Below are 13,449 nucleotides of genomic sequence, written 5' to 3' on the forward strand. Positions count from 1 at the left end.
TCTCACTCGTCATTCTAAAGAATTGATCTCAATATAAAATGAATACCAGTTTCACTCTCTATTTGCCAGTGAAACAGACTAATTTTCGACAGGTCGGGTTTGTGCCAACTTCAGATAAGAGTGCAACTCACCGTTTTTATACTCAATTGCCGAATGGATATTAACCGTTCTATTTGCAAGCACGGCACAACGATACTGGTCTTCACCTTTGTAAATAACCATCTCAATCACGCCATCAATCAACTCCCACCGCCCAGTGGTTCGCTGGCGATTAAATAACGTATATTCATCCAGTCGGCCATCAGGAAAGAATGTCAGCTCAGTAATATACCCTGCACTACAGGTTTTTATCCATTGCTGTGACGCGATCTCGTCCGGTGAAAAGTTTCGCTTGGTAGCAAGCCAATCATGCATATTGGCTTGCTCGTCTGTATCCAATACCGGCAATGCATCCAAGTCCAGCAACCTGACACGTTCTGACTCACGAAAATACAACTGGAGCAACTGGCATGTTTTCTTCTCTGACATCCATATCACCTTTACACATCATCATGTTAGAAGTGAAACTAAACGCTATCGAGGCATCTTTCACGAACTAAAGAATCAAAGTGTTAACCTGCTCAAAACTTAACCTTCCCTCGCATGTTTTTCGTCTGCCCACGCTGAGTTTTCTTATCCATCCGGCGCCGCTGCGACCCTTTCGTAGGTTTGGTCGCCCGACGTGCCTTCTGCTGAACGACGGAAGCTTGTATCAATTCTTTGAGCCGTAATAACGCGTCTTCCTTATTCTGCTCTTGAGTACGATACTGCTGTGCCTTGATGATGATCACACCATCTTTTGTGATGCGGTGATCAGATAATTTAAGCAGACGCTCTTTATAAAAATCCGGTAAGGTTGAGCGTTTTATGTCAAAACGGAGGTGAATCGCACTGGAGACCTTGTTGACATTTTGACCACCCGCTCCCTGAGCGCGAATCGCGGTAATTTCAATTTCCCAGTCAGCAAGTTGTACAGAATTGGAGATAGTTAACATGAATAGAAGTGCAAACCTGTTACGAAAAGGTATTCAGCTTCGATTATAAAGTATCTAGTACCACTTGTACGAAAATATGACTGATCCATTTTTCACCAAAAAATATCCTAAATGTGATCATGCTTACAGGCTCGTCCAAAGAGAGTACTGGCAATAGATAAGAACCAGTATTCTTTGCTGCATCAAACATCATTACTCTTATCTTCATGAATATACTGATTGAGTTTCTAGCAGATTCCGGCCAATTCATCCGCCCTTGGCTTAGTGAAATTTCAACGGCAATGATTGCTTGCCTGCTTGTTGTTTTCGGTGCTGATATTAACCGGCTACTCAGACGGCAACTATCTGGGACCAATTTTGTAATACGGACCCTTGTGTTTATCCTGGTCAACGCTTTTGGTTATGGCTTTCTGATTATCACGGTTTCACCTTGGTTGGCCAATCAGCTCAGTCATATTCCCAGCCAATGGTTAATATGTCTGGTTGCAGCGACTTTTATCTTTATAGGCACATGGGCACAACGCAACAGACAAGCCTAGAACGAGATACAAAAACTGACAAAAATAAAGCCCGGCAATTTAGCCGGGCTTTATTTTTGTTCAACGAGCATTTTTCTACAGTTACGGAACCTGCGCTGTTACACTCTGCGATAAGGCAGGTAAGCTGGCTCCCACATATGTTCAGCTAGCTCCTGTTCAACATCTTTGCCTCGCAAAATACTATTAGGATCCGTTGCCTGCATATTGTGCAAAATGCTGGTAGCAACACGTAGTGAGACTTCTTTTAGCTCACTGATCCGTGGATAGACACAACCCACAGCCAAATCCTCCTCAGACACACATTCAGCCAATGCATAAGAAGCCATGGTGAACATATCGAGAGTGATTTTCTTCGAACGTGAAACAATGGCAGCAAGACCTACACCAGGGAAGATAAACACATTATTACCTTGTCCAATCCGGTATTCATAACCATTGTAACTAACATTATCAAATGGGCTGCCTGTCGCCACGATCGCCTGTCCGTCACTCCATTTATAAATATCTTCTGGTAGTGCTTCACAGTTGGCTGTCGGATTCGATAACGGGAATACCATCGGACGCTTGGTATATTCCATCATTTTCTGGACATGCTCTTCTTTGAACGCACCGCCAATACCACTCGTACCAAGCAAAACCGTAACCGGATGGTTATCAATTAGCTCGGTCAAAGATACTTTACCCAACACCTCGGTATGCCAATTGTCTGCCAACGAACGAGGCTTCGCATACCGTTTCTTATATTCATCCAGCCCTTCACGATCATCAAAAACCAAACCTTGAGAGTCAAGAATGAAAATCCTGTCTCGAGCTGCCGTGTGAGAACAGCCTTCTTTTAGCAAACCGGCATAGATCTGGTCAGCAACCCCTACCCCTCCAGCACCAGCTCCATAAACCACATAGGTTTGATCAACTAATGACTCACCTTTGATTTTGACTGCGCCTAAAATACCGGCAAGAACCACCGAACCTGTACCCTGAATATCATCGTTAAATGATGGTAAGAAATCTTCGTAATCGGCCAAATTATCAAAAGCATTCGACTTGCTAAAATCTTCCCACTGCAAAACAGCTTTCGGGAAGTGTTGCTTCACCTGACGAACAAATTTCTTGATGAAGGTTTTGTATTCTTCGCCACGCATACGCTTGCGCGGTACACCCAAATACATAGGATCATCCAACAAGTCCTGATTGTCGGTACCCACATCCAGTGCGATTGGCAAGCAGTGTGCAGGATGGATCCCCGCTCCCAATGTATAAAGCGACAGCTTGCCAATCGGAATTCCCATTCCGCCAACACCCTGATCACCCAGCCCCAAGATTCCCTGGCTATCTGTTACCACAATTATTTTAATATCTTTACCGGTAAAATGGCGGGCCTGCTCGGCCATGCTTTCTACATTGTCTTCAGTGATATATAAACCACGGGCTTTCTGGTAGCGGTGGCTGAACTCCTGACAGGCTTTACCGACTGTCGGGGTGTAAATAATCGGCGTCATTTCTTCAATATGGCGAGACAACAACGCATAAAAGAGGGTTTCATTACGATCCTGGAGGGCACGCAAGAACAGGTATTTCTCAATATCAGTCGATGCATTTCTAAAGCCGTCGTAAACACGATTGAGCTGGTCATCAAATGTTTGGACGCGCGGGGGTAACAAGCCACTCAGCTGAAAAGCCTCTCTTTCCTCGTAGGTAAATGCAGTACTTTTGTTGAGTGTCCGGTCGTTAAGCAACTCTGTTCCCGTCAAAGAAACAGGTCTGAACTCATTGCCATCTTCATCTTTCCAACGCAGATATTTGCCTATCGTCATGGTATCCCTCCAGTCTTATTTTTGACTATCAGTCCTCATGAAATTTCTGTGGCGATGACAGACAATTGGAGGGCTGACATTGACTCCGTTAGGAGATAACGAAAGATTCTACGCCCTTAGTTGGATGAAAAATGTGATATTCGGAGAATAATTAGTTGATTTTATGGTAATTATTTTAATGAAGAACCCGCTTGGGTACCGGGTTCTTCAAATATTAGAATTTGAACGTTCGACCACTGGCGGTTAATACTTCACCAACAAAACTCGAATCAATGGTTAGCTGGTCACCGGCCTTTTCGGGGTCGTCTTCGCCGCCATTACATACTAAGACGATGTCATAACTACCTAGCGGCACATAACCAATCTCAAACTTGCCAGAAATAAGATCAACCCCTGCCGAAGTATATGGTTCGCTTGAGGATCCTAAATCCCCGTGCGCACCACCTGTAGGGGCACTATACACATAGACGAACGCATCATCGATAATGTTGCCACACGCACCACCTCCCAGCTCTACTTCACCGGAGATCGTTGCAACGTCTTGATTGTTTACCAAACGAATACCACGAGGCTTCAGCTGATAACCGTTGGCGTTTTCAACCATACTTTTACGCAGATCGAACTCAAGAGTATAGGCTTGGGTTGCATCAGCCACCACATCAAAACCATCAAGCTTCAATTCTCCGCTCGGAACACGAATTCCCTCAGTTGCGTTCGTATCAGTAACAACATGCGAGTAAGGTGTTCCATCAGTGTAATTACCTTTCTCAAGCACAGACAAACGCATCTGAGTGTATTGGCCAGCTTCCATCTGCTCGTCACTTAGCACCTGCAAAAACTGTTCGCCTTGATAAGCCATCAAGTTGATAACCATAAATTCAGGGTTACCGTTATTATCAACTGGGATAGCATGTCCATCAGGGACACACTCAGCAGAACCTTGATCCGCAGCAAAAGACGTTGTTCCCCAGTTAGATTCATTACCGTTTATGTGATGTACCGTGATCTTGTCGAAAGCAACGCAAACTTTTTTCAGACCGTCGACAGGCGCATCCGAGAATGCCAAATTGAACTTTCCACTGTTGCTACTACTTTCCGATGAACCTGAATCACATCCTACTAACGCCAAACTAACTAAACTGGCAATGACCAACTTGCGCATTGATAAAACTCTCAATAATTAATCCTGACCGGAAGAATACCCATCTTTACATTATTCCCAAAACCGATAGTTCCCGTCTGGCGCAAGTCTGACAGAGATTTTACATAACGATACTCAAGTGACCTAAATAAGCAAAATAGTGCTTCCCGATAAACGAGTTAGTGCTTTCTAACAAAAGAAGCCTCACTGCGTGAGGCTTCTGGAAGAATCATGATAGTTAGTGTAAAACAGCCGTCTCTAACCGTATTAAGCAGCCACCTTTTCCGGTGTACGTAATACCTGGCGATCATTATCAACCCGCTTGATCCAGCCATCGGACTCCATACGGTTCAATACCGGAATCATATACTTTCGTGACAGACCGGTTCGGTCACGGGCATCAGAAATCTTAAAACGCTCGTTAACTTCTCGTCCCTCGATGATCTCGTTGACCAACTCATCATAAAGGCCTTTTTCATAGTAAATTTTGCCTTCGAGAGGCACAACAAAACCAAGCCTAACCAAGTTTCTTAGCTCTTTCTGAGCACCTGGAATTTTCTCTTTATCGGCTTCATAACCTTGCTTCTCGGCCCGAGTCAGTCGCTCAAGGATCTGTTTTGCCGTTGGTGATAGCTGGGCTTCACTGCGTCCATTTCCAAGCGAGAAAAGCTCACCGCTCAGCTTTAGTTTCCCTTCTTCAACAAGCTCCTGTAGCAATGCCGACAAGACATCAATTGGCATCTGAAGCTTGCCACTGAGTTCATTGGCAGACAAATCAATCTGCTCTTGCTTGAGAATCGATTCTATTGCTTGATGAGAGCTGTTATAACACTCTTCGGTAAACAACCAATCACTGCAAGCTTTATACCCAGCTTCATCAAGCTGGTGATCACCTCGCTTAGCGTAGCCATACAACGACATGTTAATCGTGACATAGTCTTCCCATGACGGCAGATCTGGCATTGCCATTAACAAATCATACAGCTTATTGCGATATTGCTTGGCAGCTTCCCCTCCCCATACAATTGCACCACAATTGATAATGCTACTGCCACCATGCTGGATGAGCAATGCGCGCTGATTCCAGAAACAACAGGCCGGCTCTTTCAAGCGCAGACGAGCGAGGTTAGTTCCTTTGAACACAAATATTTTGGCGAGCGTATTAAAGGTGCCAAATGCCACTTCTACCTCGCTGTTATTACGACATTTATTCTCAAACAACATGCCGTCGAGCCGCACAATCAATTCATCAACAACAAAGCCGGACTCGTTCGAGGCCATCAGGCAAAACCCGCGCTCAACCTCTTTTTTCTTCACACCTTTCAGTGCAATTGCAACCCGTGATACTGGCTCCGCCGTCTCGATATTCTGGTGATAGGACTGCAAGCTTTTTACCTGAACCTCCCTCCCTGACGGTTGAAGGATCAGCTTCTGTCCGACATGAAACTCACCACCGCACAAGCTGCCTGTCACGGTCGTACCCACGCCGTTTACCGTGAACACCCGGTCAATATATAAATGAGCCTGGCGCTGCATTGCCGTCTGTTGACGTTTTTCATTTGAATGATTATCGAGTTTCCGGCAGATATGGTAGCGTAGCTCATCGATTCCTTTTTGCTGATGGGCAGATACCACCATTGAGTCTGGAATAAAGCCTGCAATTTCAAGGAACTGTTCCAGCGCTTCTTCCTCAACCAGCGCCAACATCTCATCATCGACCAAATCAGATTTGGAGATCACCAAGGTAACGTTGTCGATACCCATCGATGCAATAACCTTTAAGTGGTCAGTTGACATTTGCATCCAGCCTTCATCGGCTGCGACAACAAACAGCACCATATCGAGGCTCCATACCCCCGCCACCATATTACGAATAAATCGCTCGTGGCCCGGTACATCAATAACCCCAACAGGCGTACCGTCTTGATGCTTAAAAAATGCAAAACCAAGATCAATCGTCATCCCGCGCTTCTTTTCCTGTGGCAGGTGCGCGGTATCTATTCCTGTCAGGGCCTTAATTAATGCTGACTTGCCATGATCGACATGCCCAGCCGTTCCGACGACATAACTCATAACAACACCTCCGCCAGCTGGCTACGTAGATAAGAGATTTCAGCTTCTTCTATCGTGGCAAGATTAAGCTGCACTCTGTCATGTTTAATCACTCCGATCACTGGCAACGGCCAGCGGCGCATTACTTGTAATAACTTCTCGGCCGAGCGCTTGTTTTGACCATTATCAGCCATGATCTCAACTGACCATGATGGATCGCTTTGATCCGGCAGTGAACCTCCCCCCACGGTCATCTCTGAACGAACGGCCCGAACTTGATCGCCAAACCCATCCGATAGCAAACGTGCTCTTCTCTCAAGCTCTGATTCACAGAGTGAACGCTTGCTTTCAGCAACACCCTGCCCGCTTTCAAGTTGATTCAGCTTGCGTACCACCAGCTCTTCAAGTAACGAATACACAATTCTGCTTGGTCTGAATGCCCGCATCATTGGGTTTGTTTCAAGCTGCTTGATCAACGATTGCTTACCGGTTACCAGTCCCGCCTGCGGGCCACCCAGTATCTTGTCCCCCGAGAAACAAACAATATCGGCGCCTGATTGGATATAACTGGCGACCGTAGGCTCATCAGGCATATCTTCGAAAGTCGTTCCTGATCCCTGATCGACAGCAAGGACGACATGATCAGGAAGATCCCGTGCTAACTCCTTGATATCAGCTGATTCCGTAAAGCCACGGATCTTGAAGTTGGAGGTATGAACAATCAATACCATTGCAGTATTTTCAGTTACCGCATCAAGGTAGTCCTTCGCCGTTGTAATGTTAGTCGTTCCGACCTCCACCAGCTTGGCACCAGAGAGTGCCAGAATATCTGGAATTCGGAATCCTCCACCAATCTGAATCTGTTCGCCACGGGAAACAATAACTTCTTTGCCTTTAGCCAACTCATGCAACATCAGGTAAATTGACGATGCATTATTGTTAACGACCAAGGTGTCCTCACCTTTGACCAGATACTGCATCAACTGCTGCAACATCCCCTTACGCTTACCGCGCTTTCCGGTATGTAGGTCAATTTCAAGGTTGTTGTAATGCGTATTTACCTCGCTGACGCTTTGCCATAACTCAGCATCTAACGGAGAGCGCCCCAAATTAGTATGAACAATAACGCCAGTTCCGTTTACAACACGCTGAAGACGCTGCTGATTCATTACCCAGCAGCCTTGTTCGATATAGTCGTAAAGCAACTCTAAAGAGAACGGAACACCATCAGGATCGCTTAAGTGCTTTTTTTTATAAGTTTGTACCTGTTCACGAACAATATCAGTCACGACCGGGCGACTTAATCTTTCGATATAAGGAGACAAAAAAGCTTGCTGAAGGATTTTTTCGATTTGTGGAATAGAAGATAAGGTGCTTACTGTCATAATCAAGCCCCGGTTGAAAATTAATGAAAACAGAAACTCAATCAATACTCAGAGTAAACCAGTTCTCGATTTATTTCAGGTAACTAATTGAGAAACCATTCAAGAGAATGTTTTGAATTTTTTCAGAGGGCTATGTATGGAAGAGTTCAGAGGCCAGTATAAAGATGAAAACTAACTTTCTATTATTAGTTGGCGAGTAACATTGCCACCGTCATTCTTCTTCTAACCCTGACTAAAACAAGTATAGATATTTAATATATACTCATTCTTAATAATTAGTCTCTATAACGTTTATGAATTGACAATATAGTGATTGTCACGTTAAAGAGTTGGCGGAAGGAGCAGGAATCGAACCTGCCAAAGCCTATTCAGCTCACGTCGGTTTTGAAGACCGGGAGGGCCACCAGACCCCATCCACTTCCGCGTTTTGATGAGGCCAATATACCGAATAAGATTATGATTTAAAAGTGCTTAACAGAGATTCTGTGAGCTTTTCAGCAAAGATGATCATATATGAAACTTCTTTCCAAATTGGTTATCTGGCTAACATTTTTTATCACCAGATACCGATAGTAACACGTTAATTTACCCATAAATAAAACAGCAGAGTCACATCTTTTTCACATTAGCCGTTAACAAATTCATGATGGACATTAGTTATCCTAATATTGTTTAACAAATAGCAAAAATAAGATGTTTGCCAGTAATTAATAACTTTACTTTTATTATAATAATAATCACCAACTGAACGCTTTATAACCATCTGAGCAGTAAACCTTTTATTGTTATGGTTATATTTAGGGATATAAAAATGAGATACGACAAACTTGAGATCATTACTAACAATCCAAGCATTGCAGATTTAAACACTTCAATAAAGTATACCCAGCGAAACCATATCGAAGATGTATTGATGCTAACCAGAGATAAAATACATCTTGGCGGAAAGCTTATCTCCCACCCTCTCGCGGGTAGTGTCAAACCTCATGAAACACCCTATCGCAGTATTATTGTGTTTAATAACCATGACGAACTGGATATGGAATCTTTGAGCACTATCGAGCAGGCAATCGAACGTTATCAGGCTCTTTGTAAGGCTAACCCCAAACACTTAACTCTCACGAATGAAGAGATTGGCGTTCAGTTTCCTGAAAAGCAAAGGACTGATTTTGGTTTCATTGATCTACAGCTAATCAAATCCTGTCTCGACTCACTTGGCTTCAAGGGCCTTAGCTAAATTCCCCCTTCCGCAAAACGTCATCCCCGCAAAGGCGGGGATCCTTTACCAGCTTACTATCTCCAGCTTCAGGTTATTAAGTCATCGTTGAACCAGGTATGACCAACCCCATCTAGCTTCCCCTTTTATAAACTCTTTCGATCTCAATAAATTATTGAACAAGGGGAAGGACTTTCTCTGATGTTGAACTATCACCACTCATATACAGTCGCAGCTGTTAACGGTGATGACTAACTTCCTACTGATGAAGAACCTACAGGCACAGTGGATAACTCTCCCCCTAAAGTGAAGTTCTAACTTGGCAACAACTGTTACCAGAAGGGGGAGCTGGAGGGGATTGAAAGCTCGGAGCTAACGACTCTCACACTAGATAGAAAATCTCCATCTTCCAGTTTCGGAATGCAGAAACAAAAAAAGCCAACCGAAAAACCGGTTGGCTTTAGTGCTTCTTGCTCTATTGTTTTCTAATATTTAGAACACAGTCTGCTCATCGATCTTAGTCTGAAGTGCACCTAGTGCTTTTTCAACTAGCTGACGACGTGCATACTTCTCTTCTTTCGGCTGCATCTTAGGATCACCCAGTGGGTGAGGGATCGCAATTGCAGGAACGATACGGTTTGCACCGACCGTTTTAGAGATAGGCACGACAGTTAGAACGTGAACTACAGGCATTACTTTCTCGATTTCTTTAAGCATCGTTGCACCGCAACGAGTACAAGTTCCTCAAGTGGAAGTAAATATGGCTGCGGTAACCCCAGCCTTCTGAAGTTTCATCGCAATCTCTGCGCCGTATTCTTTCGCCTTCGCGACCGCCGTACCGTTACCGACCGTGGTGTAGAACATGTCATGCAGGCTTCCGATAACACCTTCTCGTTCCATGTCTCGCAACACGTCGACTGGAAGAACTCGGTTAGGGTCCTGGTTACAAGCAACTGGGTCATATCCACCGTGTGCTGTTTCATGAGTCTCTTCCGTCAAGGTTTCCAAACCACGAATACTATACTCGCCATACTTAGATGCACTTGAAGATTCGATATGGTCAGGGTTACCTTTAGGAACTACACCACCTGATGTCACTAGCGCAATCTTAGCTGTGCTCATCATTTCAACTGGCGGCTGAGGATCAACACGGTCAAACACCGGCATAGGATATTCAGTCGTAAACTCAGGTCCTGCCAGCTTGGCAATCAGCAAGTCAACTGCACGCTCTGCACCACGTTTTTCTGCGAAGAAATTCACGCGGATACCACGAGGCATATAACCCGCTTCTTCTGGTGAACCAACGTCACCTTCCGTTTCAACATAGCGGTTAATCAGCTTAACCATCGCAGGTATGGCTTTACGCATGCTCGCTGCACTGTTACCAGTTTCAACCATGTAAGCATACTGACGGAACAGTTCATAACCAGGGTTTTCCAGGTACATGCCTGAAATGGTGGTAATACCCATTTCGTGCGCAACTTTCGCCACGGTACCACAAGCCATACCATAACGACCGGCGTTGAAAGCAGGACCCGCAACAATCAGATCCGGTTTCAGCTGAGCTAGGATTTCTTGCAATCCATGGCAGCACAAGCTTTCATTTTCGTTGAAATAGGAGTCACCACAGATAATTGTATGCGTGATCTCAGCCTTGTCCTGTAGCATCGTGTTCACTTGTGAACCAACGCCAACAGTACCTTCTACCACTTCCATCGGAATGTGGGCCATCTCTTCGCCACCTTTTTGGGCGAAGAATTGGTTCAAGTAATAAACTACTTTCAATGTCATGTGAGTATCCTCGCTTAGCTTGCTTTAGTGGTGAGGTGATGATAACCAAGTTCACTGGTTGCGCTAAGAATAGCCTGTATTTCAACCGTGATAGAGCCATCTTCATGCAAGCTGCCATGGAAACCACCGGCAACCATATCCGCATAGCGGTCATGACCGATCACTTTGTCCATCGCAGGTAGTGTCACTAACTGGTTAGCATTACCATTGGTGATCACGGCATCAGCACTCTTATGAGAGTCCGCCAATGATTGGCTTTCACCGTTTTGACCTGCATATTCATCGGTCAGCAAGACAGTTTGAATACCGGCTGCTTCTAGCTTGGCACAGTTCATCATCAAATCGGCATCAGGGTTACCAAAGCCTTCCTCACTAACAATCGCAGCGTCCCAACCCATTTGCTTGGCAAGCTTAACGACAAAGTTAGATGAGCGATCTTTGTCACGCAGAGTGACGTTTTCGTTAGTCACGATAACGCCCATGAAGTTGTACTTCGAACCATGGTGACGATAAAGATCATAGATAACCGGACTGTTCTGGTGAACAAAACTGGTGTTCTTATCACACGCCGACACGCAGTTACCGCTGATAATTGCACCGTCCATCACTTCTGTTGGGTACATCAGTGTAGGAAGCATGCCTTTTACATCAACACCGTAATAGTAGCTATCGTGCAGTAGGCCTTGGCTCTGCAGCATGTAAACATAACCGACTTTTGGCAGGTTAGGATACTCAGCCGCCTGCTCTAGCAGCGGTTTTGTTTCGTAAGTGTGGATCTCGTCTGGCTCAACATCAGCTGCCAACTTACCAATCCAGCGACCCGCTTCCAGTCCAACCAGACGAAGTACACCTTCGTGATCGTACTGGTCACAAGATTCATCCACTTCACACTGAATCACCAGGTTCATGGTTGAAGAGAATGGTGTGAATTCCGCACCAGGGCCGCTCATATCCAGGATACCTTCCTGGAAGCCGACAACCTCACCGGTAGTGATCACCGCCATACCTTTCAGCACATGCGTACGACCTTCACCAACCATTGCTTCTTCACCTAAGTGACGTCCGGGGAAGATGTCTCCACCACCGTTGACTTTCACTCGTGGTTCAATAGCATCTTTTACCGGCATGATGCGGATGCTATCGCCTGGTTTTGCGATTGATAGTTCAATCGAGCGGATGCGGTGATCCAGTTCGCACAAGTAGTTCAAAAGTGCTTGCTGTTCAATCACAACTGTATTTTCTTTTACTTCGCTCACTGGCCCGAAAGCCAAATCACGAACATGAATATTGCCTAGTTCGAGTTTCATTTATATCTCCAAACAAGCGTCAATTGGGATGGGTAGCCTTCAATATCCGTACTAATGGCTTACTTTGATGCCGGCTCCTGCCTCGGCGTACCCGACAACCCAACATGGTTCTTCACTATTACTAAATTCAGTTAATAAAGCATCCAGACAATCTTTCGGTACCGCTGCCAACAAGCCGCCGGATGTTTCCGGACAACAAAGCTTGCGCTGCCAGCTTTCATCTAGATCCGGTGCAAATTCAATCTCGTCATGATAGGCATCCAGGTTACGCTTCGCCCCACCGGGGAATAACCCCTGGGCGGCGTAATCTTCTGCTTCAATCAGGAAAGGCACCTGGGTCGCATTAAAGTGCATACAAACTTCGCTTTTTTCAGCCATTTCCAGAGCATGGCCAAGAAGCGAATAACCAGTCACATCAGTACAGGCTTTCACCGGATAGCGAGCGAAAATTTCTGCAGCCTTACGGTTAAGCTTTTTCATACTGTCGGTTGAGGCCGCAATAGCCTGCTGACTAGCCTTACCCCGTTTTGCTGCGGTTGAAATTAAGCCAGTACCAATTGGCTTGGTAAGTACCAAGATATCGCCGCTGTCAACAGCTGCCTTGGTTTGCACTTTGGAAGGATGGATTGTACCCATTACCGACAAACCGAATTTCGGCTCATCGTCTTCGACGGTGTGACCACCAACCAATACCGCACCAGCTTCACGGACTTTCTCCGCTCCACCTTTGAGGATTTGGCCAACGACCTCTTGGGGAAGATCACTTGGAACACAAAATATATTCATTGCCAATGTTACTTGACCGCCCATGGCGTATACATCGCTGAGTGCATTCGCAGCAGCTATGGCGCCAAAGTCATACGGGTCATCCACAATTGGAGTAAAAAAGTCCAATGTCTGAATAACGGCAATATCATCAGTAATTTTGTAGACGGCAGCATCATCACTTACCGTCAACCCAACCATCAGATCGGGATACGCTTGTTCGGGAAATAGGGGTGAAATGGACTGCAGAACCTGCGCCATGGCCTTAGGGCCAATTTTCGCCGCTCACCCAGCTTTTTTGGTCATCTGCGTAAGACGCACTACTGTTTCTGTCATCTCTATATCCTTAATAACGGACGGTAATAGCGCTACTCTCTATGCTGCCGATTTCGCGCTCGCGAATTT

The 13,449-nt window shown here is 45.3% G+C and carries 11 protein-coding genes and 1 tRNA gene; 2 read left to right on the forward strand and 10 right to left on the reverse strand.

The genetic code is table 11. The features are described from left to right. Window positions 1-78: 78 nt before the first annotated feature. Window positions 79-528 (reverse strand): hypothetical protein, encoded by a 450-nt coding sequence (locus EDI28_RS09370; RefSeq protein WP_128783602.1) that lies wholly within the window; start codon window positions 526-528, stop codon window positions 79-81. Window positions 529-620: 92 nt separating this feature from the next. After that, window positions 621-1,034 carry an alternative ribosome rescue aminoacyl-tRNA hydrolase ArfB gene (gene arfB, locus EDI28_RS09375; protein WP_128783603.1) on the reverse strand — a complete coding sequence of 138 codons (414 nt, stop codon included), beginning with the start codon at window positions 1,032-1,034 and terminating at the stop codon, window positions 621-623. Between the two features lie 206 nt (window positions 1,035-1,240). Between arfB and EDI28_RS09380 the strand changes: the two genes are divergently transcribed. After that, complete coding sequence (locus EDI28_RS09380; RefSeq protein ID WP_128783604.1) at window positions 1,241-1,573, forward strand: DUF3392 domain-containing protein; 333 nt, start codon at window positions 1,241-1,243, stop codon at window positions 1,571-1,573. A 98-nt stretch (window positions 1,574-1,671) separates the two neighbouring features. Here EDI28_RS09380 and EDI28_RS09385 read toward each other — a convergent pair whose 3' ends face one another. The 5 genes from EDI28_RS09385 to EDI28_RS09405 form a co-directional block, all read right to left on the reverse strand. Beyond that, window positions 1,672-3,387 carry an NAD-dependent malic enzyme gene (locus tag EDI28_RS09385; RefSeq protein ID WP_128783605.1) on the reverse strand — a complete coding sequence of 572 codons (1,716 nt, stop codon included), beginning with the start codon at window positions 3,385-3,387 and terminating at the stop codon, window positions 1,672-1,674. 214 nt (window positions 3,388-3,601) lie between these two features. After that, the gene (locus tag EDI28_RS09390) at window positions 3,602-4,549 is read right to left on the reverse strand and encodes a DUF4382 domain-containing protein (protein WP_128783606.1); all 948 of its coding nucleotides are present in this window, start codon (window positions 4,547-4,549) and stop codon (window positions 3,602-3,604) included. Between the two features lie 246 nt (window positions 4,550-4,795). Further along, a complete protein-coding gene (gene selB / locus EDI28_RS09395) occupies window positions 4,796-6,601 on the reverse strand; it encodes a selenocysteine-specific translation elongation factor (protein ID WP_128783607.1) in 1,806 nt (601 codons plus the stop codon). Continuing rightward, on the reverse strand, window positions 6,598-7,965 hold the full coding sequence (selA, locus tag EDI28_RS09400) for an L-seryl-tRNA(Sec) selenium transferase (protein WP_128783608.1): 1,368 nt from the start codon (window positions 7,963-7,965) through the stop codon (window positions 6,598-6,600). The genes selB and selA overlap by 4 nt, the downstream gene beginning before the upstream one ends. Before the next feature lie 330 nt (window positions 7,966-8,295). Continuing rightward, window positions 8,296-8,387 (reverse strand) — tRNA-Sec (locus tag EDI28_RS09405). Between the two features lie 389 nt (window positions 8,388-8,776). Here EDI28_RS09405 and EDI28_RS09410 point away from each other — a divergent pair. After that, window positions 8,777-9,202, forward strand: a complete 426-nt coding sequence (locus tag EDI28_RS09410; protein WP_128783609.1) for a GrdX family protein — start codon at window positions 8,777-8,779, stop codon at window positions 9,200-9,202. 471 nt (window positions 9,203-9,673) lie between these two features. Here the strand turns inward: EDI28_RS09410 and grdB are convergent, their stop codons facing one another. From grdB to selD, 3 genes are read right to left on the reverse strand one after another with little or no spacing between them, the layout of a single operon-like run. After that, window positions 9,674-10,972: a glycine reductase complex selenoprotein B gene (grdB, locus tag EDI28_RS09415; RefSeq protein WP_128783610.1), complete on the reverse strand. Its 1,299-nt coding sequence runs from the start codon at window positions 10,970-10,972 to the stop codon at window positions 9,674-9,676. A gap of 14 nt (window positions 10,973-10,986) precedes the next feature. After that, window positions 10,987-12,279 carry a glycine/sarcosine/betaine reductase component B subunit gene (locus EDI28_RS09420; RefSeq protein ID WP_128783611.1) on the reverse strand — a complete coding sequence of 431 codons (1,293 nt, stop codon included), beginning with the start codon at window positions 12,277-12,279 and terminating at the stop codon, window positions 10,987-10,989. Window positions 12,280-12,330: 51 nt separating this feature from the next. After that, window positions 12,331-13,380, reverse strand: coding sequence for a selenide, water dikinase SelD (selD, locus tag EDI28_RS09425; protein ID WP_128783612.1), 1,050 nt, complete (start codon window positions 13,378-13,380; stop codon window positions 12,331-12,333). Window positions 13,381-13,449 lie beyond the last annotated feature (69 nt).

The organism is Photobacterium chitinilyticum (genome assembly GCF_004104355.1).
Lineage (GTDB): Bacteria > Pseudomonadota > Gammaproteobacteria > Enterobacterales > Vibrionaceae > Photobacterium > Photobacterium chitinilyticum.